Origin of the sequence: Bacillus sp. es.034 (assembly GCF_002563655.1) — a bacterium.
Taxonomy (GTDB): domain Bacteria; phylum Bacillota; class Bacilli; order Bacillales; family Bacillaceae_B; genus Rossellomorea.
In genome coordinates this window covers 216,526-240,575 of the sequence record NZ_PDIY01000001.1, presented here as the reverse complement: position 1 = coordinate 240,575, position 24,050 = coordinate 216,526, and the positions used below count along the sequence as shown (strand labels likewise).

The following is a 24,050-nucleotide window of genomic DNA, read 5'->3' as shown; positions in this document are numbered from 1 at the left end:
ACGTTCCCGCTTCAATAATAGTAGTATAAGATAAAATGTGAATTTTGTAAATATTCTTTCTAATGAAGTTTTTTGGATAAGCTGTACCTTCTAGGAAAAACTAACGGCAAACCCTTATATGCTTGAAAGGAGTATCAACTACATGAAACTAATGCGCACTGCTCTTATGGTCATACTCGCATTTTTCGTTGCAACTACAGGGATTCATGCCCAAAACAGTCCTAAAAAGGAAAGTAAGCCAAAAACGGAGAAGGCTCCGGAGCCAGCTAAGGATTCGAGCGTAAAGATCCCGAACTCAGTGTTGAATATCGCCAAGGAAAATACGTATCCAAATTCTACGCAGGATCAGCCTTATCTGCAGCCGAGCGAATGGAGTCAGGAGCTGATCGAAACCTCCAATGTGAGGATCGAAAACCCGAACCTGATCCGCATGCTGAACGAGTCCACGGTCAATAAAGCACCGACGATCGGCCTTCGAGCCACCATCTATCTTGGGGAATGGCCACTGAACTATGCATCAACGGAAACCTCCCCGAACTGGGAGTATCAAAAGGTCAATACGAATTACTTTGATAATCGCGGAGGGAAATCCAACTATCAAATTCACTACGTCCAGGAAGCCCAGAAGGTCGTAAAGGGAGGACTCACGGCAAAGGTTCCCCATGCTGATGATGTGGAGAAAATGATGCTCATCAAAGCCATGGATAAATCAAAATTGCCACTCGCCTTCCAAACCATCGTGGGGGCAGGGACAAAAAAAGATCAAGTATACAACATCTCCCCTAAACGACTGGGCTACCTTTATGCATATGCACCAGCCATCAACGAAAAAGGGAAAGTAACGTATGGGGAAGTGTTCCTCGTCATGAAAGGAACCAAGCGCTCGATTGTAGTCAAAAACGTGACGTCCCAAGGAGTCGGAGCCTGGATTCCAGTTCAGGATCACGTCCACTTCGGGTTCATGGCAAGCGAATCTCCAAGATAAAGGTTTAATGAAGAGTGAAATCGGGTAAAACCTAATTTCACTCTTTTATTATTTCTGTTAACATGTTATAATAATTAGAATATTCTGAATTAAAAGGAGGGATCACATGGAGTATCTATTACTATTCGGCGGGCTGCTGGTGGCATTCATCACACTTCGCGTATGGTTCGGTGCCAGAAGAGCCAGGATCTATGCAGAAATTAAGAAACAAAAATATAACGTCATGGACCCGACGCTCGAAAAAATCACCACTCAAAACAGTGACCGCAAACCCATAGGATAAAAAGCACTTCGGATGTAGATCCGTGGTGTTTTTTTTGCGGGTAAAAAAAAGCCCAAATCCATGACAGATTTGAGCTTTCAACCTTCAATTTATCGAGAAATCTTCGCTTCACGCTTCGAAAAGTCTACATCTTTGTAGTACATCGACTTCACGAGTACATTCGGTCCGAGGCAGCGGGCCATGGGACAGTGGCAGTTCAGTTCTTTAGCGAGAGGCTGACCTTTCCACTTTTCAAAGATATCAGGCAGTGTATCTTTGGTGATATTCCCGAGTGGCGGTGTGTCCCCGAAGTCGGTGACGATGACATCGCCGGTGAAAATATTTACGTTGAGACGGGAACGGCCGTCGGGGTCATTCCTCACGCTCACTTTTTTCGCAGCGTACAGTTCCTTCAGGAAATCCAAGTCTTCTTGTGAAGAGCTGCATGGATAGAATGGCAGAGTGCCGAATAGCATCCACACATTCTCATCGCGGAACCTAAGAATATCCCGGATCGCTTCACGTGTTTCTTCCAATGAAAGAGTCTCAAGGCTTGAAGCAAAGTCGGAAGGGTACATTGGATGAATTTCGTGACGCCCACACTTCATTTCATCAACAATCTGGCGATGGATTTTTTCGAGGTATGGCAGGGTGTTTTTATTTAACATCGTCTCCGCAGACACGAGTACCCCACGTTCTGAAAGGGCACGGCTGTTTTCGATCATGCGGTCAAACAGCTTCCGGCGCTGCTCCCTCGTTGGCTTCCGTTCCATATTGGCAAAGCCGACATCGATGAATTCATCGATCGTTCCCCAGTTATGGGAGATGTGCAGGACATCGAGGTACGGGGCGATCATCAAGTAGCGATCGAGATCCAACGTCAGGTTCGAGTTGATCTGGGTATGTACGCCCCTGGAATGTGCATACTTGAGTAATGGAAGTACATAGTTTTCTACGGATTTCTTGGACATCATCGGCTCCCCGCCGGTAATACTAAGGGAACGGAGCGTTTTGATATCGTCGAGTTTCCCTAGGATCAGTTCAATGGGCAGGGCACTCGGGTCCTTCGGAGACAATGTATATCCGACGGCGCAGTGCTCGCATCTCATATTGCAGAGGGTCGTGGTTGTGAATTCAATATTGGAAAGCGTAATATCACCATGCTCATCCACATCTAAATAAGCCTCCCAAGGATCATGGTCAATCGACATTTTCTTGGAGAGAGTGTCAGTTTTCATATTGTAAAAGCTCCTTTATGATTCGGTCATCTATCCATTATTGAGAAAGGGTGAGCCCTTGTCAATCGCAAAGTTATTGGTTACCATAGTAAACGTATTGAAAGGAGAGAGAACTCTTGGGTAAAGCTATCAATGATAAAGACTCACAAGTAAGCTATCTGAAACAACGCCTGAACCTGTTCGTCGACGTGCTGGATTCAATCGACCCGGAACAAGCGGACATTGACGATATCGATCGCCTGATCGCCATGATCGATGACATAGAAGTGAAATGCGAACAATTTAAGAAAAGTGAGTAGGAGTCCTTCGTAGGGCTCTTATTTTTTTGGAGGGACGGACCTTCAGTGTGGTGGTGGCTGGGTGACTGGTGTGAAATTTGTCGTTTTTTAGAACGGTCGATATCGCCACCCCCTCACATGCCCTCCGAAACCACAAGCAGGAATTCCCCGCTGAAACGTCAAACCTTAATACAAAACCAACTATTAAAGGAGCGACACCCCATGATCATCACACCCATCGAAGTACACCAAAGCGAACAGGCGAAAGAGGTGATCCTCTCCGGATTCCTTGAACGGTTCGGATTCATCGATCACACACTGAACCCCGATATTCATGATATTTCAACAGAGTATGACGGCACGCAGCATCATTTTTTTGTAGGGAAAGAGAATGAGAACATCATCTGTACCGGAGCGATCCGGAAAGAATCAGAAGACACGTATCAGATTGTGCGGATGTCTGTTCTATCCTCCTACAGAAAACGTGGACTCGGCCGCATCATGCTTCAACATCTGGAAGGGAAAGCGCACTCCCTCGGTGCACAACGACTCATTCTCGAAACAAACAAACAGTGGGCGGACGCCATCAATTTTTATAAAAATAACGGGTTTACTTATATGGAAGAAGACGAGGTTTCGTGTTATTTCGAGAAGGAAATTCCATTGTGAAATCCCTTTCAATCTTATTCTTATAGGAGTATAATGATGTATGAAAATTACGACTGTTATTGAGATCTTTAGAGGGGGAGAACGATGAATAAAGAGACATTACAGCAAAGTATGTACGATTTGATTGTGGAGACGTCCACGAATCTGCCTAAGGACGTGCGGCGTGCGATCCGCTCGGCGAAAGCCCGTGAGAACGCAGGGACCCGTGCGGCGATGAGTCTGGACACGATTTCGAACAACGTAAAGATGGCGGATGACAATGTATCCCCGATTTGTCAGGATACAGGTCTTCCAACGTTTAAAATAAAAACACCGGTTGGCGTGAATCAGCTTGAAATCAAAGAAGCGATCTATGCGGCCATGGTACAGGCAACGAAAGATGGAAAGCTCCGTCCGAACTCTGTAGATTCACTGACTGGTGCGAATTCAGGAGACAATCTTGGTCTTGGGACACCTGTCATCAAGTTCGAACAGTGGGAAAAGGATTATATCGATGCGCGCCTGATCTTAAAGGGCGGCGGTTGTGAAAATAAAAACATCCAGTACAGCCTTCCTTGTGAGCTTGAAGGACTTGGCCGTGCCGGACGTGACCTTGATGGAATCCGTAAATGTGTGATGCATTCGGTGTATCAGGCACAGGGACAAGGCTGCAGCGCCGGGTTCATCGGCGTCGGAATCGGTGGGGATCGTTCTTCCGGTTATGATTTGGCAAAAGAACAACTATTCCGTTCCATCGAGGACGTGAATCCGAATGAAGATCTTCGTAAACTGGAAGAGTATGTGATGGACAATGCGAACGAGCTTGGAATCGGCACGATGGGATTCGGCGGGGAAACGACGCTCCTAGGCTGTAAGGTCGGCGTCATGAACCGGATTCCTGCAAGCTTCTTCGTATCCGTTGCGTATAATTGCTGGGCATTCCGTCGTTTAGGCGTGAAGCTTGATCCCGCAACTGGTGGAGTCGATGAGTGGTTCTATCAGGAAGGCGATAAGATCGACCTGACTCAAAGGTCAGTGGCTGAGCTTGAAACGGCAGCGGCTTCAACAGGTGAACAACCAAATGTGGTGGTCCTCGAAGCACCGATTACAGAAGAGAAAATCCGTGAGCTGAAAGTGGGAGACGTCGTTCACATCAACGGCCGCATGTACACGGGCCGTGACGCGATCCACAAGCATCTAAGTGAAAATGATGCTCCCGTTGACCTGGACGGACAGATCATCTATCACTGTGGCCCCGTGATGCTGAAGGACGATGAAGGCAACTGGCATGTGAAGGCAGCCGGCCCGACTACGTCCATCCGCGAGGAGCCTTATCAAGGCGATATCATGAAGCGCTTCGGTATCCGTGCCGTCATCGGTAAAGGCGGAATGGGTCCGAAAACCCTTGCTGCTTTGAAGGACCATGGCGGAGTGTACTTGAATGCCATCGGTGGAGCGGCTCAGTATTATGCTGATTGCATCAAAGGCGTAGACGGAGTGGACCTGATGCAGTTCGGTATTCCGGAAGCGATGTGGCATCTGAACGTAGAAGGCTTCACGGCCGTTGTGACGATGGATTCACACGGAAACAGCCTGCACGCGGAGGTCGACAAATCTTCTCTGGAAAAACTGGCTCAGTTCAAGGAAAAGGTTTTTAAATAAGAAATTGGTACCATCCCGTACGTTAGGGGTGGTTTTTTTATTGGTTATTTATGTTAAAATCAGGATGAAACTTTCATGAGCGTTCATTCGTATAGCATACAAACAGGAGTTGGAGGGCGAGTATGATTTTTAATAAATTATTTGGCATGTTGCTTCTTACTTTGATGATCTTTTTAACAGGATGTGCTTCGAATCCTGAAAAAGAAGCGGATATCACGTCCATTGAGGATGTGAGTGTGGATACGTTGAAAGAAAATAGCGGAACCTATGTAGGAGATAACTCGAAAGTACAGGCGATCCTGCAAGAGCTGCCAGGGGCTGAAACGATCAAGGAAATCGACCTTTCCGGTGAAATGGTCAAGGTGACTTACGGCTATGAAAAAGAAGGCAAGCTGTCTGAAAGCCATGTGAATGAGTACTGGTTTGACGGCACCAACGTCAATCGGAAAAACTTTTACTACAACGCCATTTATCTGACGCTTCTTGTCCCGAATGCGAAAGAGTATCACTTTACCGTCGATGAATCCATGGTATCGGTCTCCAGGGATAAAATGGTCGCAGGTTTATCCAAAGAATTCAGCGACTTCCCGAAAGGCGACGACATCTGGGACAGAAAGACCGTCTCCACCTTCATCGAAGAACACGAAGGCAAACTGACCGAAATGGCAACCAAGTATCAGACGTTTTTTGAATAGAGGGACGGACCTTCAATAACGATCGTCAAGCAATAAGCCCTGGATATACCGAAACCACATGAACACCCATTTCTGGATACTATTAGTACACATGAATCCTTCCACTTCTCAAAAACTAAGGGAAACTTGAAGGGAAAGAAGGGTTCAGTTTTGCGAAAATCACTTAAAGTGTTCATAATAGCGGCAATCTTAGTATTGCTCATACCCGCCGAGGCTTATGCAGTATCCAATAATCCGATCGGCTGGGGTTTCAAAAAGAGTCAAAATGAAGTGCAGCCGGAAGCAGGCGCTGCCTATGACGAGCTTCTCGATAAGTACGATGCCTTCTATAAAGGCTCACCGGATAAAAAGGTGCTTTATGTCACATTCGACAACGGATATGAAAACGGCTATACGGAAAAGATCCTCAATGTGCTGAAGCAGGAGAAAGTACCGGCCACCTTCTTCGTCACCGGTCACTATTTGCTCAGTGCCGAAGATCTCGTCAAGCGGATGGTGAAAGAAGGACATATCATCGGGAACCATTCGTGGCATCACCCTGACTTCACTGCAAGCTCCGACCAAAAGATCCGTGAAGAGCTCCAAAAAGTGAAGGTGAAAACGAAAGAACTGACCGGGCAAAAGGAAATGAAGTATCTTCGTCCGCCTAGGGGAGTCTTCTCTGAACGTACACTTCAAATCGCGAAAGAAGAAGGCTACACCCACGTCTTCTGGTCCCTTGCCTTCATCGACTGGAAAACTGACCAGCAAAAAGGATGGAAGTATTCCTATGACAACATCATGGCCCAGGCTCATCCCGGTGCCATCATCCTCCTGCACTCCGTCTCCAAAGACAATGCAGACGCACTCGAAAAAGCCATCCAGGACCTCAAAAAACGGGGCTACACTTTCAAGAGCCTCGATGAGCATCCGATGATGAAATAAGAGAGGGACGGACCTTCATTCCTAGGACTTGGTCCTAGGAATGAAGGTCCGTCCCTCTTCGGTTTATGCTATAATACACATACAAGTTTTGTGCGGAAGGGTGAGGAGTATGGCATGCAGGAATGTTAAGATTGAAGGTCCGTATGATTTTGACCGGGTGCTGGACAGGCTGGCGCTTGACCCGTTGAATGCAGTGGAACAGGAGGATCGAAGCGTGAAGGTCCCATATTATCACGGCGGGGAAAAGGGTGAGGTCATCGAGATCCAGGCAACGGGAACAACGGATGAGCCAGAATTCAGGCTCACGTTTGAAAATGAAGAGAATCTGGAAGCGAAGCAAAAACGAATTTCAGACATTTTTCAATGGCAAACGGGTCTCCACGAGATGCACACGCATTTCCTGGAAACCGACCTGAAGCCGATCTTTGAGGAGCATGTCGGAACACCGCTTGTCCTGGAGTTCGATCCCTTCGCCACCATTGTCAAAAGCATCATCCATCAGCAGCTGAATCTGAAGTTTGCCTTCACCCTGACCCATCGATTCGTCACCACATACGGCTGGGAAAAGGATGGAGTCTGGTTCTATCCTTCACCGGAAAAGGTAGCGGGACTCACAGTGGAAGAACTCAGGGAGCTCCAATTCAGTCAGCGAAAAGCGGAGTATGTGGTCGGAATTGGCCAGAAGGTGTCAAGTGGGGAAGTGGATTTGAATCAATTGGCGGAGCAAACGGACGAAGAGGTCATCAAGGAGCTCACGAAGATCCGCGGCATCGGACCCTGGACGGCACAGAGTTTCCTCTTATTCGGACTCGGACGGCCGAACCTTTTCCCGAAAGCGGACATCGGCATTCAAAACGCCATCAAACAATTATTTCAAATGGAACAGAAGCCGACCATGGACGAGCTGGATGAATTCAGCGCGGCCTGGCACCCTTATTTAAGCTATGCATCACTTTATTTATGGAGAAGTATCGAATAGAACGGACGTGAACCAATGAAAAAACAATACGCAAAAAAGCCACAACATAATGACGTGAAAATCGAGTTGAAACAACAGTTTCCTCTGACCATAAAGAAAATCGGCATCAACGGGGAAGGAGTCGGTTTCTTCAAACGTAAGATCGTCTTCGTTCCGGGAGCCCTTGCAGGGGAAGAAGTGGTCGTGGAAGTGACCAAGGTCCACCCTAAATTCACCGAAGCCCGTATCAAGAAGATCCGGAAAAAGTCACCACAGCGTGTGAAAGCGCCGTGCCCGGTCTATGAGCTATGCGGCGGATGCCAGCTTCAGCATCTGTCATACGAAGGACAGCTCGACGCCAAACGCGACATCCTTCTTCAATCCCTCGAGCGCCACACGAAGCTCAAGCTTGAAGATATGGATATTCGTCCGACGGTCGGCATGGACAACCCATGGCACTACCGGAACAAAAGCCAGTTCCAGGTCGGGACGCAAAACGGCAAGGCCATTGCAGGCTTGTACAGCATGAATTCCAACAAGCTGATCGACATCGATGAGTGCATCGTGCAGCACCCCCTCACGAATAAAGTGACAAACGAAATCAAGCGGATCATCAACGACTTCAACATCCCTGTTTTTGATGATAAAAAGAAGAAGCCGATCCTGAAAACGATCGTGACACGTGTCGGGTTTGAAACAGGGGAAGTTCAGGTCGTGCTTGTGACGTCCGAGAAAAAGATTCCCCGCAAGGAATTGCTGATTTCGGAAATCCAGAAACGTCTTCCTGAAGTCGTTTCCATCGCCCAAAACATCAATCCGCAGAAAACGGCCCTCGTCTTCGGGGATGAAACGATCCATCTGACAGGAAAAGAAAGCATCGAAGAACGTCTGGAAGAGTTCACCTATGAACTGTCCGCACGGGCATTTTTCCAGCTGAATCCAATCCAGACGAGCAAGCTGTATAACGAAGCGAAGAAAGCGGCAGCCCTTACTGGTGAAGAAAAAGTCGTCGATGCCTACTGTGGTGTCGGTACCATCGGGTTATGGCTGGCAGACGGAGCAAAAGAAATCCGGGGCATGGATGTCATCAAGGAAGGAATCGATGACGCGAAGAAAAACGCGAAGAAATTCGGTGTCGGTCATGCTGAATACTTCGTCGGCGGTGCCGAAACCCTCATGCCAAAATGGAAAAACGAAGGCTGGCGTCCCGATGTCGTCGTGGTCGATCCGCCAAGGACAGGCTGTGACAACAAGCTTCTCGATACGCTGAAAGAAGTGAAGCCGAAGACGTTCGTATATGTCTCGTGCAACCCGTCGACCCTTGCGAAGGATATCGACTATTTGAAGAAGCAGTACCGGGTGGACTATTTACAGCCGGTGGATATGTTCCCGCAGACTGCTCATGTAGAGGTTGTCGCGAAGCTGGTACTGAAATAGATATTAATGATCCTTTTCGAGTAACCTGGTTAAAACCGCACTCTAATGCAAACACTAGGGCCACCCTTAATTTTTGAGGGTGGCCCATTTTAGATCATGCGGGCACACTCTCTAAGCAGATGTCTGTTCAAAAAGCCCTTCTTCTATTAATATTTCCCTTGAACAACAACAAGGAGGCAAAATCATGAACAGCAAATATAAAGAGTTAGTATCTCCCTATACATTTAAAAACGGAGTCGAATTAAAGAACCGGATCATCATGGCACCGATGACGAATTTTTCTTCGGATGAGGATGGAAACGTCACGGATGCTGAGGTTACCTATTATGCAAGACGTTCGAAAGATGTGAGCATGGTCATCACAGCCTGCACCTATGTAACGCCTGATGGAAAAGGATTCCCTGGTGAATTCGGCGCGGATTCCGATGAAATGATCCCAAGCCTTGAACGTTTGGCGAAAGGAATCAAGGATCAGGGGGCAAAAGCCGTTCTCCAGATTTTCCACGGAGGTGTACAATGCCCACCGGATCTCGTTCCTGATGGGGATGTTGTCAGTGCCAGTGACGTCATGGGTGAAAATGGTGAGGAAAAAGCGAGAGGCTTATCGGAAGCAGAGATCGAGAATATCATCGAAGCATTCGGTGAGACGACCCGCCGTGCGATTGAAGCAGGCTATGATGGTGTCGAGGTTCACGGAGCGAACGGGTACCTCATTCATCAGTTCTTTTCACCGATGACCAATCAGAGACAAGACCGTTTTGGCGGCAGCCTTGAAAAGCGCATGACGTTCCCACTTGCCATTGTGGACAAAGTGAAGAGCGTGGTCGCGGAGCATGCCGATCCATCATTCCTTGTTGGATACCGTTTCTCACCTGAGGAGCCGGAAGACAATGGATTCCCGATGGGGGATACCCTTACCCTCGTGGATGCACTGGCAGACAAGGATCTTGATTACCTTCATGTGTCCCTGTTCGATTTCTTCTCTAAGCCAAGAAAAGGCGTGGAGGATCTCGAGAAAACAAGAATGGACTATCTGTTGGAAACGATCGGTGACCGCACGCCATTGATCGGGGTAGGTTCCATCTATTCTGCAGACGATGCCCATAAAGCGTTCGCGTCAGGGGTCCCGTTACTGGCTCTCGGCCGCGAACTTATCATCGATCCTGATTGGCTGAAAAAGATCAAAGAAGGAAAAGAAGATGAAATCGTGACGGAGATCGACAAAGGAAAGCAGGAACAATTGGTCGTTCCTGATCCGTTATGGAATGCGATTGTGAATACTCCCGGCTGGTTCCCTGGGGTATAATATGAAAAAACGTCCTGTGATAGGTTCACAGGACGTTTTTGTTTACACTGAACTTTGCTTAGATCCTTTATTACCGGGAGCGAACCATCCTAAAAGGGCAATCCCCACGAGAACTCCGTAGAAAATCAAGGTCCATAATGTGCTATGTGGGAAATCATGATCCAGCACCCCGATATCTTCATGGGCAAGGGTGATGACCGCGAGCTTCACACCGACCCAGGCGACAATGGCATAAGCCGTCGTTTCGAGTGCCGGGCGTTTTTCCAGAAGCTGCACGAACCAGGTTGCCGCGTATTTGATCAGGATCAATCCAGCAATCCCCCCAAGGACGACCACGATGAATTGTCCGCCGTCCATGCCGCCGAAATCCCCGAGTGGTGAATCAGGCAGGCCAAGGGCAAGGGCGACAGCAGCGAGGATTGAATCGATGGCAAAAGCAAGGTCTGCCAGGGCGATCTTCCCGACCGTCGGCCAGAATCCTTTGCCGGCTGCTTCTTCCTCCGTTTCTTTCTGATTCTTCTCGTTATCCTTCCCAAACTTCGCTTTGATGACATGTTTAAGGCCCAGATACAGCAGATAGGCTGCCCCAACCGCCTGAATCTGCCAGACGTTTGCGATGAAGGAAATGGCAAAGAGAGCCACAAACCGGAAGGCGAATGCCAGGAAGATTCCATATTTGATGGCTTTCTTCTTCTCTTCTTCGGATAAATGTTTCGCAATCACGGCCAGGACAAGGGCGTTATCTGCTGATAATAAACCTTCGAGGCCGATGAGGACTAATAAAGTCCAACCGTATTCCAACCATATTGATTCCAAGTGCAACGCTCCTATCTATAAGATAAAAACCGGGAATTTTCACTGAAAAATTAGTTCTAAGCTTATCTTACCACTTATTTTCCATCTAATACGAATCTAAAATGGTTTTGCACCATCGGAGGTTTTCATGGTATAGTAAATTTACTAATTATGACAGGAGTGATGGGTGGACGATGAAGAACTAATCTTATTTTCGAGACATTTGAAATTCCATATTTCAAATTAACTTAAAATAGGATTAGTCTGCCCATTTTTATACATGTTTTTAGCTAGTGATCATTCATAGCTTTCTTTGTGCGCGCAGTGCTAATCCTTCCAGAACCAATGGGAGGATTTTTTGTTCTCCCTTTTTAAAGAGAGGGGAAGATGGTATGAGAGAAATGATGAAATTATTGAATATAAGCTATGAAGTGATGGACGGAAAGATTTTTGAAGGGGTGAACGCCGGCGTGCAGGAAGGGGAGGTCATCGGGATCATCGGAAATAACGGTGCCGGAAAGTCGACTCTGTTGCAACTGATCGCTGGTGAATGGACACCAACGGAGGGGCAGATTCAATGGCTTCGTGATGTAATGATCACCATGGTGGAGCAGGAAACGGAAACCCATTCTTCAGAAGGACTCTCCCCTTCTGAAAGTAAGCTGCGGGAGAAATGGCAGGTGCCGAAGCATGAATACGGGCAGTTGAGCGGAGGAGAAAAGCTGAAGGCGAGACTCGCTAAAGGGTTCTCACAAAATGCTGACCTGCTGTTATTGGATGAGCCGACGAATCATCTTGATCAAGAAAGCCTGAAATCGCTGACCAAACATATCAGGGACTACAAAGGGAGCATCCTTCTCGTTTCCCACGATCGCTATTTCCTGGATGAGGCTGTGACGAAGATCTGGTCCATCGAAGAAAAGAAGCTCATTGAGCATAAAGGGAATTATTCCAGTTATATGGAGGCGCGAAAGCAGCGGAGGCTGACGCAGCAGCGGGAATATGAAAAGCAGCAGAAAATGGTGGAGCGGATCGAGAGCCAGATGAAGGAACTCACCTCCTGGTCGAAAAAAGCCCACGGCGAATCCACGAAACAGGAAGGATACAAAGAACATTACCGCGTCAAAGCAAAACGCATGGACACCCAGGTCAAATCCAAGCAAAAGCGCCTGGAGAAGGAACTCGAGAAAGCAAAGGTGACAGAGGTCGAAGAAGAACATAACGTCCGCTTCAGCATCCAATCCACACACAAAAAGGGGAAACGGTTCCTCGAAGTGAGGAATCTGAAAAAATCCTTTGAGGGACGGACCTTGTTCAAGAACGTCCATTTTACCATCCAGCATGGTGAAAAGATTGCGGTCACAGGACCGAACGGAAGTGGGAAAACGACACTGCTGAAGGTCATTCTGGGAGCGGAAACGGCAGAAGGCGACGTATGGATGTCACCTTCTGCGAGTATCGGCTACCTGACCCAGGAAGTGTTCGATCTGCCCCTCGACGAGACACCGGGAGAGCTTTTTCATAAAGAAACCTTCGCGGAAAGAGGGAAAGTCCAAACGTTAATGAAGCATCTCGGATTCCAGACCTCTCATTGGCAGGAACCGGTCCGGAATATGAGCATGGGGGAACGGGTGAAGATCAAGCTGATGAAATATATCTTGGAGGAAAGGGATGTCTTAATACTGGATGAACCGACGAACCACTTGGATCTCGCTTCATGTGAACAGCTGGAGGAAACCCTTTCCCAGTACAGCGGAACTCTGATCATCGTTTCCCATGACCGATATTTTCTGGAGAAAACGACGGGCATCAAGCTTGTGATCGAAAATGGGACCATCAAGAAGGAGCTGGATGAGCCGGCAGCTGAGCGGGATGACAAAGAGGAACAGCGGATGAAACTCGAGACGGAGAGGCAGGAAGTGTTGGGGCGTCTCAGTTTCATGATGCCGGGTGATGAGGAATATGCAGAGCTCGACAGGAAGTTTATTGAATTGACTGGAGAGATTAATGAATTGAAGTAAAAAAAAAGGGACGTTCCGATTCGACATTGGAGCGTCCCTTTTTTTATCTCCTATACCAAAAAAGTCCAGACAATACCAAAAGAGTGCTAGTGAAAGCGATTACAAACATTCCGAATTCTCAATATAATTAACCTTGAGCTTGATAACAAAGGGGGAGTAAGAAATGAGGAAAACGGTCAAAGTTGTTTCAATGTTAATGGTTCTCATTCTATTCATGGGTATGCTTGCAGCATGCAACAGTAGCAGTACGGGTGGTAAGAAGGGTGTCAGTGTAGGAATTGTCCTGCCGACAAAAGACGAACCGAGATGGGTGCAGGATGAAAAGCGTTTTAAAGATGCGTTGAAGGATTCCGAGTATACAACTGAAATTCTGTTCAGCCAAGGCTCTTCTGCCAAGGAAAAAGAAAATGTAGAAACACTGATCAATAAAGGGATCGACGTACTGATCATCACTCCGCAGGATGGGGATGCAGCAGCTGCTGCCGTGGAGTCAGCGAAGAAGGAAGGCATTACGGTCATTTCATATGATCGTCTGATTACGAATACAGATGCGGTTGATTATTATGTGACATTCGACAGCGTAGCCGTCGGCGAAGCACAAGGACAATACTTGATCGATCATGCTGAGGGCAAAAATGTACCGCTTTATCTATATGCCGGTGCAGCTTCTGATAATAATGCGTTTTTGTTCTTTGAAGGAGCATGGAAAGTCCTTCAACCGAAAATTGCAGATGGAACATTCAAAATCGCGAATTCAAGCGAAGCCGAATCACTTAAGGATACAGCTGAGTTGAGCCGTGACGAAATGAGTAAAATCCTTGGTCAGGTGACAACGAACTGGGATCCGAACGAAGCGAAGAACAAAGCACAAACCCATCTGACAGCAGCAGGAGCTGACATGAAGGGGAATGTGGCCGTTCTTGCACCGAATGATGGTACAGCACGTTCGATTGCAGATGTATTTGCTTCTGACAAAGAAGTAACAAATTTCGTCGTCACAGGTCAGGATGCTGAAAAAGCGTCTGTTCAATATGTGATTGATGGTAAGCAGTCCATGACAGTCTTCAAAGACGTACGTACGCTCGTAACAGATGCGATGGGTATTGCCGTTGACGTACTGGATGGAAAAACACCTGAAACGACGGGTTCTGACAATGGTAAGAAAGATGTTGAAGCGAAGCAAACGGAAGTCATCGTGGTCGATCAAGAGAACGTGAAGGAAGAACTGATCGATTCAGGATATTACAAAGCGGATGAATTTACAGGATTAAAGGAATAGCAATAAGCGGGATGGTGGACGGAAAGCCGCCGCCATCCTGTATTGTCATTGTTTTTGTTAAAGGGGGTTAAGTGTGATGAAGAAGTATTTGTTAGAAATGAATGATATCTCCAAGGAATTCACGGGTGTCAAAGCACTGAGTGATGTGAATTTCAAAGTGGAAGAAGGAGAGATTCATTGCTTGATAGGTGAAAACGGTGCTGGGAAATCCACGCTAATGAAGGTGCTGAGCGGGGTGTATCCGTATGGTACGTATACGGGGGACATCGTGTTCGATGGAGCGGTTCAGCAATTTAACAAAATCAGTGACAGTGTCAACACAGGGATTGCCATCATCTATCAGGAGCTGGCTCTCTTTCCGGATCTGACCGTTTATGAAAACATTTTTGCAGGGAATGAAGTAAAGCTTGGCGGTTTCATTGATTGGAACCGGACCATCGTGGAGGCGCAGAAGCTTCTGAAGAAAGTGAAGCTGGATGTGAATCCCGATACTCTTTTGAGGGACCTCAGCGTAGGGAAACGCCAGCTGGTCGAAATAGCGAAGGCTTTGAGCAAAGACGTGAAATTATTGATTTTGGATGAACCGACAGCAGCATTGAATGAAGACGACAGTGAGAATCTGCTTGAATTACTGAAAGATCTAAAGAAACAAGGCATCACATGTATCATGATTTCCCACAAATTAAAAGAAGTCATTCACATCGCCGATAAGGCGACCGTTCTCAGGGATGGTAAGACCATTTGCACCCTGGATGCATCAAAGGATGAAGTATCGGAAGGGATCATCATTAAGAATATGGTGGGCCGTTCCATTGAAGATATCTATCCGAAACGACCGAATAAATCCCATGGTAAACCCATTTTGGAACTTCAAAACTGGTCTGCTTATGACCCGCAGCTTGGCAGACAGGTGATCAAGAATGTGGACCTTCATGTGAAAAAAGGGGAAATCGTCGGGATTGCGGGTCTCATGGGATCAGGTCGAACAGAGCTTGCCTTGAGCATATTCGGCAATGCGAAATCATACAAGCTTGAAGGGAACCTTGTATGGAATGACAATCTTACCACACTCAAACATACCAAGGATGCCATTAAAGCAGGAATCGCTTATGTCACAGAGGATCGTAAAGATGACGGGCTTTTCCTTTTGCAAGACATAAAAAGTAATATATCGGCTGCCAATTTAGGCGGGATCTCCTCCAAAGGGGTCATCAATGATAATGAGGAAATCAAGGTGGCTGAACGCTATCATTCATCTCTTCATATCAAAGCCTCTTCCCTCGAACAGCTCGTCGGGAACTTGAGCGGGGGGAATCAGCAGAAAGTATCCATCGGGAAATGGCTCTTCGTCGGACCGAAACTTCTCATCCTGGATGAACCGACCAGGGGAATCGATGTCGGGGCGAAGTTCGAAATCTATACGGTGATGAACGAGCTGATCGAACAGGGACTCAGCATCATCATGATTTCCTCCGAGCTCGGGGAAGTACTGGGAATGAGTGATCGTGTATACGTTATGGCCCAGGGTGAAATCAAAGGGGAGTTACAGGTGGAAGACGCCAATCAGGAAAAAATAATGGAACTTGCAACGCAATAAGGGGGTAAACACATATGAATATCTTTCAAGAAACAAGAATGCTGATTCGCGACAACATCCGGGATTACGGCATGTATATTGCGCTATTCGCTATCATACTTACATTTACGTTTATGACGGACGGCTTATTCATAACGTCCAGGAACATTAGTAATCTATTGGACTCTGCAGGCTATATCGCCGTGCTGGCTGTCGGGATGACCCTGGTCATCGTTATCCGGCATATCGACCTGTCCGTTGGATATGCGGCGGGATTCCTTGGTGCCATTGCAGCCATCCTGCTCACACAGGCAGGTCTCTCTACTTGGCTTACGATTCCAATCATTCTTATCATCGGAGCCATCGTCGGGCTATTCAACGGTCTTCTTGTGGCTCAAATCGGAATTCCATCTTTCGTGGCGACATTAGCCGGAATGCTGATTTTCCGCGGGGCGCTTTTGCAGGTGACAGAGAAGACGGGCACCATCATCATTCAGGATGATCATTTTAATGCCATCGGAAACGGGTTTATCCCATCCCTGATGGAAGTGGGGGGACTCCATCTTCTATCCCTTCTTGTGGGGCTCGTCGGGATCATCCTATATATTTATAGTGAAATCTCGACAAGACGAAATAAGATCAAATACGAGTTTGAAGTCATCTCTTCACCGATTTTCGCCTTGAAGCTCGTCTTCGTTTCGGCCATCATCGGATATGTGACATGGATTCTTGCGGGATATCACGGATTTTCCTGGACGGTCATCATCATTCTGATCGTTGTGGTCGTCTATCACTTCCTGACATCCAAAACGGTCCTTGGCCGTCATATTTATGCCGTGGGAAGCAATCCCGAAGCGGCTCATCTCAGCGGGATCAATGTGAAGAAAATTACCTATATCGTCTTCGGTTCAATGGGGATGCTTGCAGCCCTTTCCGGAATATTGTTCACATCACGTCTTCAATCCGCCACCACCACTGCCGGTACGTTGTTTGAACTGGATGCCATCGCTGCTGCCTACGTGGGAGGAGTGTCATCTGCAGGTGGTGTCGGGAAAGTAACGGGTGCCATCATCGGAGCCATCGTCATGGCTTCATTGACAAGTGGAATGAACCTTCTTGGTGTCGGGATCTCCTATCAATATATGATCCGTGGAGGGGTGCTTGCAGGGGCTGTCATCTTTGATGTGATGACCCGCAAAAAAAGATAAAAGAAGCAGCCGGATTCCTTAGGAGTCCGGCCTTGTTCTTTTATTAAAAATATTGCTGTTGTTGATTGTGAATATTCAAAAAGTACAGGAACCTTCACCGAGTTTCCTGTGCTATGATAAAAGTAATGGTTCTAACTGATGGGAGGGGGCGTGTCGGGTGCGTAAGATCCGTTTTGTCGGCCTTTTAGTGGTCGTACTTATGTTGTGTCATTTAACATTTTTATCTGCAAAAAAGGTATTCGAAGCCGACGCGCACCTGCCCGGGGAGATGGGGACGGCGGGTGAAGACCGGCACAGGCTCGTGCTGATTACTCAGGATACCCGGACACCGTTTTGGGACAAGGTAGCGAAGGGTGCGAAGCGGAAAGCAGAAGAAGAAGGTGTGAGCCTTGAAGTATGGGGAAGCTTCGGGAAAAATCAGGAGGAGTTCCTGAAAAACATTGAAATCGCCATTCAATCGAAGGTCGATGGGATCCTGATCCAGGGGACGGATACATCTGAATTCAAGGAGCTCACAAAGGTGAAGGCTTCCTTTAATGGGATTCCGGTGATAACAGTCGCCAACGATGTTCCGATGGAGGAGAGTCTGCGCCGTACATATGTAGGGTCTGATCAATATGAAGCAGGGAAGCTGGTGGCAAAAGAGCTTGTCCGTAAAATGGGGGATAGGGGCAAGATTGTCCTCATGGTGGATCGTGATCAGGAATATTATCAAAAAGAACGGGTCAGGGGCATCCGCGATGTAATGGAGGGATATCCTTCCATAAAACTTGTGGTTGGGCAAACGGGAAGGGATCGTGATCAGATCATTACGACAACGAGGGATGTCATGAATCGCTTTCCGGATATCGATGCGTTCATCTCTGTCAATGCGAGCAATCTCGGGGCGATGATCGATGAAATAAGTAAGCGCTCTCAAGAGGAGTCGTATTTCATTTATTCCTTTGACGATGGACCGGAATCATTGACTCTATTATCACGGGGGATGATCGACGGTGTGGTCGAGCAGGAGCCTGAGAAAATGGGAGAACTGAGCGTCCGTCTCATGGAGGAGTGGCTGAATGGGGAGACTGTTCCCCTTGATGAGGAAGGGTATCTGACCGAATTGAAGATGTTGAAAGTGGAGAAGGACCAATGACAACTATCCAGAAAAAGATCCTCACCCTTACCACGGTGGTCATGATCATCATGTCCGCCATCTGGCTCGCCCTGACTTACTATAATTATAGAACGCATGAGCAATACAATGAGATTCTCAAGCGATATCTGAACATGAATGAAGTATCAAGGGCAAGTCAGCAGGTGGTCACCGACTTGAATAACTATATGGTCGACACCAATGACAGAACCCTTAAACAATTGGAAAAAAGCAAGGAAGGGGTGAAATCGGCCAAGTCCGGCGTCTATTCCCTGCGAAATCGGGATAACGACTTTACCCTGACCAACTATCTTCACTTGATTGATAGTCTGGTAGAAACGACAGATCGATTGATCTTGTTTCAGAAAGAGCGGGATGCTGAAGCTTCTGCACAGGAGTTTGCCGAAGCCAACCGGATATCTGGCTATATATCTGAGATGACCCTTACGTTAATTGATAAAGAATTGACGACGTACAATGTGATGTACAGGGGGATCATGGAGCAGTCAGCGGAGGTCATCAAGCTTGGAATTTGGGTGCTCCTTCTAATTACTTGTCTGCTCTTGATTGCTTCCTATTGGTTCTCACTCGGGATCACGCGTCCGGTTTTTCAGCTGACAAGGGCTGCAAATGAACTGTCAAAGGGGAATTTCAGCCGGCAGGTGAAGGTGGAGGGAAGCGATGAAATCGCCTTTTTGGCGAAGACCTTCGACCGCATGAGGATCAATATTAATAATCTGATCTCGGAAATCAAGCAGAAAGCGGCACTGGAACGGGAACTTCAGGAAAGTAAGCTTCTTTTACAGGAAAGCCAGTTTAGAAGCCTCCAGAGTCAAATCAATCCCCATTTCTTATTTAATACGTTAAATACCCTTTCAAAAAAAGCGTACTTGGAAGGATCAGAGGAAACGAGCGACCTCCTCGTGAGCGTGGCGGGTATCCTTCGTTATAATCTGAAACGGCAGAACAGGTCTGTTACATTAAGGGACGAGATTCATGTACTGGAACAATATATGCACATTCAAAAAGCGCGTTTCACCGATCGATTGCAGCTGTACATGGAAGTGGATGAAGCCTGCATGGACGTTCGAATACCGGCGTTGACCCTGCAACCCATCGTTGAAAATGCCGTTATACATGCGGTGGAACCGAAAGAGGATGGGGGGACGATCTGGTTTCGTGTCCGGGAAGAAGACAGCATCCTCCTTGTTGAGATACAGGATGATGGCGTGGGAATGTCACAGGAGAAAATCCGGCAGATCCTTCATGAAGAAGGATCCCGTGAAGGCCATTCAACAGGAATTGGCTTTAGCAATGTGGTAAAGCGGCTTCAGTTGTTTTATGGGTTTGAAGATGTCCTCCGGATTGAAAGTGAAGAGGGCAAGGGTACTAAAATTTCGCTGAGGATTATAAGGGAAGGAGCAGGTACGGATGATCAAGCTTCTCATAGTGGATGATGAGCAGTTGGAACGTAATGGAATGGAGACGATTTTACAGAAGAATTTCCCCGGGCTTGATATTCAGCAGGCGAAGAACGGGATGATGGCTGTGGAGATGGCAAAGGAATATTCTCCCGATCTGATCTTGATGGATATTAAAATGCCCGTGATGAATGGTCTCGAGGCCATGGAAATCATCAACGGGGAACAGCCCCATATCAAATTCATCATGGTGACGGCTTATGATACCTTTTCGTACATGAAGGCAGCCATCAAGCTCGGCGTCAAGGACTATATACTGAAGCCGAGCAAAGCTTCTGAGATCGTGCATACAATCAGCAAGGTGCTCGAACAGATTGAACAAGAGCGTAAGCGCCATGTAGAAACCCTGCATCAGAAGGAGAAATGGCAAAAGGCACAGAGGCTGGTTGAAACCGATGTGGTCACCCAGCTATTATTCGATCACGTCCATGAAGTTCATGTAGATATGCTCATGGACATGCTCGAGATCCCTTCGTCAGAGGAAATGTTCGTGATGGTCCTGCACCTTCCTGAAGGAGGAGAAATACAATACTCAGCCATCCGGAAGAAAGTGTTACAAAGTGGATGGACCGGGGCGTTATACGGCAGGCAGCTCCCCATCATCGTCTTCAGGCAGCCTGTGACAACCTACAGGTCCCAGGCAACCGCTTTGGCAAGGGAGCTGCTTTCACTCGCTAAAGACAATGAAAAGGAATGGTTCATCGGAATCGGAAAAGTGTATCCTTCAATGGATCAAGTGCGTCATTCCTATCAGGAAGCGATGCTTGCCACGGTCGATACACAGGTGCGAAAGAAGTACCGCTTTTTCGAAGAAATCCCCCTGGAGCCAGGGAAACGGGAACAAGCCATGATGGATCAGAAGGACTTAATGGAGAAAATCAGACTGGGGAAGTGGGATCAGGTGCATGCCCGAATCATGAATTCTTTCACATTACTGGAGAAGGAACGGACGCCACTCGTTTACACCCAGCAGAGGATCCTTGAGGTACTGTGGATGATTTCCCGGACCTTGAGTGAATGCGGGGTGGAAACGTCCACGCCGCTTTTCTCCTTACAGCCGATGGATTACCGCCAGCTGCGGGAAGAAACCGAACGGCTCCTAAGCGGCATGAAGGACTCGTATACAGAACGCTTCAACCGAATGGAGAGCGATACGTTCCAGCAAATCAAGCAATTCATCAAAGATCATTCCCATCAAGACATCTCGTTGGATACCCTCGCACATAAAGTGAACCTGAGCCCTATTTATATTAGTAAGATGTTCAAGGAGAAACAAGGAGTCAACTACATCGATTTCCTGACGGAGTGCCGTATGGAGAAGGCGAAAACACTGCTCGGTGACATTGATAAGAGCATAAAGGAAATCACATTCGAAGTGGGATACCATGACCCGAATTATTTCAGCAAGGTCTTTAAGAAAATGACCCATTATTCTCCAAAAGAGTACCGGAAAACATTGCTTGGCCAACATGCATAAAGGGGAAGAAACGCCATGGTCCATTGGAAGAAACGGATAAACATAGGCTGGATCATAATCATCGTGCTGATACTGACTGCATGCGTGCAGAGGGATCCTGTCGAACAGGTGCATAAGAAAGAAGAGAAAATCCCTCCCGACGTCGTGAAGATCGGATTCTCCATGGATACACTCGAGGAGGAACGCTGGGTGAGGGACCGTGATTTATTCAAACAGGCCGTCGAAGACCTGGGGGCGGAAGTGGAGATCATGGAGGCAAGAGGGAACGATGCCCTTCAAGTCCTTCAGGCAGAAACGTTGATCAGTCAGGGAATCGATGTGCTGGTCATCGTCCCTTATAAGCGGAAGCCGCGGCGGCCATCGTGCAGAAAGCCCATCGCGCCGGCATCAAGGTGGTTTCGTATGACCGGCTTGTGAAAAATGCCGACATCGATCTGTATGTCTCATTTGATAACGAACGGGTAGGGGAGCTCCAGGCAAAGGCCCTTACAGAACGTGTCCCTAAGGGGAAGTATGTGTACATTGGAGGGGCCGATACAGACTACAATGCCCACCTGATGAAAAAAGGGGTCTTCAGCGTATTGGATTCTTTAATTGACCAAGGGGATATCCAGATCGTCTATGATCAATGGACAGATAACTGGCTGCCCGGGAACGCCTATTCCAATATGAAAGAGGCACTGACAGCCAATCACAATGAAATAGACGCGGTCATTGCGGCCAATGATGCAACCGCCGGAATGGCATTGAAGGCACTGGAAGAAGCAGGCCTCGAAGGGAAAGTCCCCATCGCCGGACAGGACGCAGAGCTTGCCGCTGCTCAAAGAATCGTTCGCGGTACCCAAACGATGACCGTTTATAAACCGATCAATACCCTTGCCCGTGAAGCGGCATCCCTTGCCATCGCACTCGCCAAAGACGAATACATCGACACCGATAAAAAAATCAACAATGGTAAAATCGAAGTCCCATCCGTCCTCCTTGAACCCATTGCCGTAAACCGGGACAACCTTGATCGCACCATTATTGCGGATGGTTTTCATTCGAGGGAGGACGTGTATAAGTAATCCTGTGCGAGAAAAGCACCCGAACTATTGGGTGCTTTTATTTTTTCTAAAAGGAAACCGAGGAAAAATCGTATCTCTCATCAAGAAAATGGGAAAGAACCCTGCGAAATCAGCACTTTCATAATTTTTCCAATTAAGTTATACTCAACATAAATGAATGGGATGGGAGATGGGGAAATCGTGCGAAAAATGGCTTTTATGTTCCTAACGGGTTCATTACTCTTTGCTGGGTGCTCGAATTCAGAACAGGCTGATGCCTACACCGTGAAGGAAGCGACTGACAATGGTGACACGCTCGTGGATGAAGAAGGGGAAGTAACCAATCTGGACAAACTACTGAGTTTTGTAGACGGTGTACAGGAGAAGAAAGAGTCTGAAGTAAAAGTATCGAACTTTTTTAACAACCAGGTAAGTGTGAATGAAATCTCGTTCGATGGAAATAAAGTCAACTATGTAGTAAAGACTGGGACCGGGGAAGAAAAGAGAAGTGCGGTTTGCGAGGGAATCGAAGAGAGGAGCGGGTTCATCTCTTTACAGGGGTGTGACGGTGAGGATGAATCCATCGGGATCGTGCAGGTCTCGGAATATAAAGTAAATAAAGCCAGGGCTTCGATGAAAGACTGAACGTAAGCATCCATATCCTTTAGATAAGAAAGGTTACTCGCCCTGAGAGTAACCTTTTAGCTTGTTATAGATTCTAAGTTTATCTTTCCCTTTATATTGGGGAATTCCAGGCCATTAAAAAGATACGTGTCGTTTTCAGTTACCCCCTGTATACCATTTGTAAGAATTGGACTGCCCGCGGCAAGAGCTGTTGAATCCTTCTGTTTTATGAGTATTGTAGCTTTCTCCTTTAAGATACCCTTGTGAAAAGTATCTCTCCTTAATGCTACCCACGATGACAACTCCGACCATGAACGAAATGGGGATCAAAACGAATAAACAAACCATCAGCACAACCTCCTTTTTAAATAGGAAAAGCAGGTGAACTTCCAACTATTGTCATATCTATTACTATCGTACCACATATGATATGGAAAAATATAGATAGTCATTTTGGGTAAGGCATTCCCTTTGTCCTCCGCATACCTAAAGATATTGCCGAATATGATTTTTTACAGGACGGTCCTATCCACCGTCCATCTGGTATATAATGAATCTATAACCCTCAGGAGGTACATATGAAACAGCAAAACTATGAAAATCACAGCAAGGTCGATCCGGTGTTTCATGTAGGGATCGGACTGTCAGCCCTTGTTACCCTTATTTTGACGGTTACGTTTTTCGTAAAGAATGTCGGGGATGAAACGCTGCTTAGCTTCATCATCCTTCTAGTCGTGATCACGTTGATCCTGGTTGGGGTGAGACTCCGGACGTATGCCCTTCAAGTTCAGGACCGGGTCATCCGTACGGAAGAACAGTTCCGTTACTACCGTCTCACAGGTAATGACCTTGATGGCCGACTATCCCTGAAGCAGATCATCGCACTCAGGTTTGCTCCGGATGAAGAATTCCCGGGATTGGTCGAACGGACACTGGCTGAAAACTTAACACCCAATGACATTAAGAAAGCTGTGCAGAATTGGCGTGCAGATCATCATCGTGTATAAACAAC

Annotated in this window: 21 protein-coding genes and 1 pseudogene; 20 read left to right on the top strand and 2 right to left on the bottom strand. The window is 47.2% G+C overall.

Translation table 11 applies throughout. The features are described 5' to 3' along the window. The first annotated feature begins 142 nt into the window (after positions 1 to 142). Together ATG71_RS01335 and ATG71_RS23220 are read left to right on the top strand one after the other, a co-directional pair. Complete coding sequence (locus tag ATG71_RS01335; protein WP_098438005.1) at positions 143 to 985, top strand: YfkD famly protein; 843 nt, start codon at positions 143 to 145, stop codon at positions 983 to 985. Positions 986 to 1,091: 106 nt separating this feature from the next. Then, positions 1,092 to 1,268 carry a hypothetical protein gene (locus ATG71_RS23220; protein ID WP_179886426.1) on the top strand — a complete coding sequence of 59 codons (177 nt, stop codon included), beginning with the start codon at positions 1,092 to 1,094 and terminating at the stop codon, positions 1,266 to 1,268. Positions 1,269 to 1,357: 89 nt separating this feature from the next. Here ATG71_RS23220 and yfkAB read toward each other — a convergent pair whose 3' ends face one another. Then, entirely contained in the window at positions 1,358 to 2,485 is a 1,128-nt protein-coding gene (yfkAB, locus tag ATG71_RS01330; protein WP_098438002.1) for a radical SAM/CxCxxxxC motif protein YfkAB, read from the bottom strand. Between the two features lie 116 nt (positions 2,486 to 2,601). On the opposite strand from yfkAB, the gene ATG71_RS01325 reads away from it, so the two are divergent. From ATG71_RS01325 to ATG71_RS01290, 8 genes are all read left to right on the top strand, one after another. After that, the gene (locus ATG71_RS01325; protein WP_034761313.1) at positions 2,602 to 2,784 is read left to right on the top strand and encodes an SE1561 family protein; all 183 of its coding nucleotides are present in this window, start codon (positions 2,602 to 2,604) and stop codon (positions 2,782 to 2,784) included. Between the two features lie 201 nt (positions 2,785 to 2,985). Next, a complete protein-coding gene (locus tag ATG71_RS01320; protein WP_179886425.1) occupies positions 2,986 to 3,432 on the top strand; it encodes a GNAT family N-acetyltransferase in 447 nt (148 codons plus the stop codon). An 84-nt stretch (positions 3,433 to 3,516) separates the two neighbouring features. Continuing rightward, complete coding sequence (locus ATG71_RS01315; RefSeq protein ID WP_098437997.1) at positions 3,517 to 5,073, top strand: fumarate hydratase; 1,557 nt, start codon at positions 3,517 to 3,519, stop codon at positions 5,071 to 5,073. A 122-nt stretch (positions 5,074 to 5,195) separates the two neighbouring features. Beyond that, positions 5,196 to 5,768 (top strand): DUF4825 domain-containing protein, encoded by a 573-nt coding sequence (locus tag ATG71_RS01310; protein ID WP_098437994.1) that lies wholly within the window; start codon positions 5,196 to 5,198, stop codon positions 5,766 to 5,768. 150 nt (positions 5,769 to 5,918) lie between these two features. Next, the gene (gene pdaA, locus ATG71_RS01305) at positions 5,919 to 6,692 is read left to right on the top strand and encodes a delta-lactam-biosynthetic de-N-acetylase (protein WP_098437992.1); all 774 of its coding nucleotides are present in this window, start codon (positions 5,919 to 5,921) and stop codon (positions 6,690 to 6,692) included. Between the two features lie 109 nt (positions 6,693 to 6,801). Then, on the top strand, positions 6,802 to 7,671 hold the full coding sequence (locus ATG71_RS01300) for a DNA-3-methyladenine glycosylase family protein (RefSeq protein ID WP_098437989.1): 870 nt from the start codon (positions 6,802 to 6,804) through the stop codon (positions 7,669 to 7,671). Positions 7,672 to 7,686: 15 nt separating this feature from the next. Continuing rightward, positions 7,687 to 9,087 carry a 23S rRNA (uracil(1939)-C(5))-methyltransferase RlmD gene (gene rlmD, locus ATG71_RS01295; RefSeq protein ID WP_098437987.1) on the top strand — a complete coding sequence of 467 codons (1,401 nt, stop codon included), beginning with the start codon at positions 7,687 to 7,689 and terminating at the stop codon, positions 9,085 to 9,087. A gap of 184 nt (positions 9,088 to 9,271) precedes the next feature. Further along, positions 9,272 to 10,393, top strand: coding sequence for an NADH-dependent flavin oxidoreductase (locus tag ATG71_RS01290; RefSeq protein ID WP_098437984.1), 1,122 nt, complete (start codon positions 9,272 to 9,274; stop codon positions 10,391 to 10,393). Between the two features lie 42 nt (positions 10,394 to 10,435). On the opposite strand, the gene ATG71_RS01285 is transcribed toward ATG71_RS01290, so the two are convergent. Further along, the gene (locus ATG71_RS01285) at positions 10,436 to 11,209 is read right to left on the bottom strand and encodes a TerC family protein (RefSeq protein ID WP_098437981.1); all 774 of its coding nucleotides are present in this window, start codon (positions 11,207 to 11,209) and stop codon (positions 10,436 to 10,438) included. Between the two features lie 371 nt (positions 11,210 to 11,580). Here ATG71_RS01285 and abc-f point away from each other — a divergent pair, with 371 nt between their 5' ends. The 10 genes and pseudogenes from abc-f (at position 11,581) to ATG71_RS01230 (ending at position 24,045) form a co-directional block, all read left to right on the top strand. Next, entirely contained in the window at positions 11,581 to 13,209 is a 1,629-nt protein-coding gene (gene abc-f / locus ATG71_RS01280; RefSeq protein ID WP_098437979.1) for a ribosomal protection-like ABC-F family protein, read from the top strand. A 190-nt stretch (positions 13,210 to 13,399) separates the two neighbouring features. Further along, entirely contained in the window at positions 13,400 to 14,488 is a 1,089-nt protein-coding gene (locus tag ATG71_RS01275) for a sugar ABC transporter substrate-binding protein (RefSeq protein WP_483295325.1), read from the top strand. A 76-nt stretch (positions 14,489 to 14,564) separates the two neighbouring features. Then, on the top strand, positions 14,565 to 16,085 hold the full coding sequence (locus tag ATG71_RS01270) for a sugar ABC transporter ATP-binding protein (protein ID WP_098437974.1): 1,521 nt from the start codon (positions 14,565 to 14,567) through the stop codon (positions 16,083 to 16,085). Positions 16,086 to 16,099: 14 nt separating this feature from the next. Next, positions 16,100 to 17,272 carry a sugar ABC transporter permease gene (locus tag ATG71_RS01265; protein WP_098437971.1) on the top strand — a complete coding sequence of 391 codons (1,173 nt, stop codon included), beginning with the start codon at positions 16,100 to 16,102 and terminating at the stop codon, positions 17,270 to 17,272. 157 nt (positions 17,273 to 17,429) lie between these two features. Then, positions 17,430 to 18,410 carry a sugar ABC transporter substrate-binding protein gene (locus ATG71_RS01260; RefSeq protein ID WP_098437968.1) on the top strand — a complete coding sequence of 327 codons (981 nt, stop codon included), beginning with the start codon at positions 17,430 to 17,432 and terminating at the stop codon, positions 18,408 to 18,410. Beyond that, a complete protein-coding gene (locus tag ATG71_RS01255) occupies positions 18,407 to 19,867 on the top strand; it encodes a sensor histidine kinase (protein ID WP_098437965.1) in 1,461 nt (486 codons plus the stop codon). Before ATG71_RS01260 ends, ATG71_RS01255 begins: the two co-directional genes overlap by 4 nt. Continuing rightward, entirely contained in the window at positions 19,842 to 21,368 is a 1,527-nt protein-coding gene (locus tag ATG71_RS01250; RefSeq protein ID WP_098437963.1) for a response regulator, read from the top strand. The genes ATG71_RS01255 and ATG71_RS01250 overlap by 26 nt, the downstream gene beginning before the upstream one ends. A 15-nt stretch (positions 21,369 to 21,383) precedes the next feature. Further along, a pseudogene (gene xylF, locus ATG71_RS01245) lies at positions 21,384 to 22,435 on the top strand (D-xylose ABC transporter substrate-binding protein). Between the two features lie 180 nt (positions 22,436 to 22,615). Next, positions 22,616 to 23,059 carry a hypothetical protein gene (locus ATG71_RS01240; RefSeq protein ID WP_098437960.1) on the top strand — a complete coding sequence of 148 codons (444 nt, stop codon included), beginning with the start codon at positions 22,616 to 22,618 and terminating at the stop codon, positions 23,057 to 23,059. 557 nt (positions 23,060 to 23,616) lie between these two features. Then, positions 23,617 to 24,045 carry a DUF6526 family protein gene (locus ATG71_RS01230; protein ID WP_098437955.1) on the top strand — a complete coding sequence of 143 codons (429 nt, stop codon included), beginning with the start codon at positions 23,617 to 23,619 and terminating at the stop codon, positions 24,043 to 24,045. The last annotated feature ends 5 nt before the right edge of the window (positions 24,046 to 24,050 follow it).

What these genes read in the sequence shown, in the direction of transcription:
- ATG71_RS01335 (WP_098438005.1), top strand. Translation starts at nt 143, where the DNA reads ATGAAACTAATGCGCACTGCTCTTATGGTCATACTCGCATTTTTCGTT.
- ATG71_RS23220 (WP_179886426.1), top strand. Translation starts at nt 1,092, where the DNA reads ATGGAGTATCTATTACTATTCGGCGGGCTGCTGGTGGCATTCATCACA.
- yfkAB (WP_098438002.1), bottom strand. Translation starts at nt 2,485, where the DNA reads ATGAAAACTGACACTCTCTCCAAGAAAATGTCGATTGACCATGATCCT.
- ATG71_RS01320 (WP_179886425.1), top strand. Translation starts at nt 2,986, where the DNA reads ATGATCATCACACCCATCGAAGTACACCAAAGCGAACAGGCGAAAGAG.
- ATG71_RS01315 (WP_098437997.1), top strand. Translation starts at nt 3,517, where the DNA reads ATGAATAAAGAGACATTACAGCAAAGTATGTACGATTTGATTGTGGAG.
- ATG71_RS01310 (WP_098437994.1), top strand. Translation starts at nt 5,196, where the DNA reads ATGATTTTTAATAAATTATTTGGCATGTTGCTTCTTACTTTGATGATC.
- ATG71_RS01300 (WP_098437989.1), top strand. Translation starts at nt 6,802, where the DNA reads ATGGCATGCAGGAATGTTAAGATTGAAGGTCCGTATGATTTTGACCGG.
- rlmD (WP_098437987.1), top strand. Translation starts at nt 7,687, where the DNA reads ATGAAAAAACAATACGCAAAAAAGCCACAACATAATGACGTGAAAATC.
- ATG71_RS01290 (WP_098437984.1), top strand. Translation starts at nt 9,272, where the DNA reads ATGAACAGCAAATATAAAGAGTTAGTATCTCCCTATACATTTAAAAAC.
- abc-f (WP_098437979.1), top strand. Translation starts at nt 11,581, where the DNA reads ATGAGAGAAATGATGAAATTATTGAATATAAGCTATGAAGTGATGGAC.
- ATG71_RS01275 (WP_483295325.1), top strand. Translation starts at nt 13,400, where the DNA reads ATGTTAATGGTTCTCATTCTATTCATGGGTATGCTTGCAGCATGCAAC.
- ATG71_RS01270 (WP_098437974.1), top strand. Translation starts at nt 14,565, where the DNA reads ATGAAGAAGTATTTGTTAGAAATGAATGATATCTCCAAGGAATTCACG.
- ATG71_RS01265 (WP_098437971.1), top strand. Translation starts at nt 16,100, where the DNA reads ATGAATATCTTTCAAGAAACAAGAATGCTGATTCGCGACAACATCCGG.
- ATG71_RS01255 (WP_098437965.1), top strand. Translation starts at nt 18,407, where the DNA reads ATGACAACTATCCAGAAAAAGATCCTCACCCTTACCACGGTGGTCATG.
- ATG71_RS01250 (WP_098437963.1), top strand. Translation starts at nt 19,842, where the DNA reads ATGATCAAGCTTCTCATAGTGGATGATGAGCAGTTGGAACGTAATGGA.
- ATG71_RS01230 (WP_098437955.1), top strand. Translation starts at nt 23,617, where the DNA reads ATGAAACAGCAAAACTATGAAAATCACAGCAAGGTCGATCCGGTGTTT.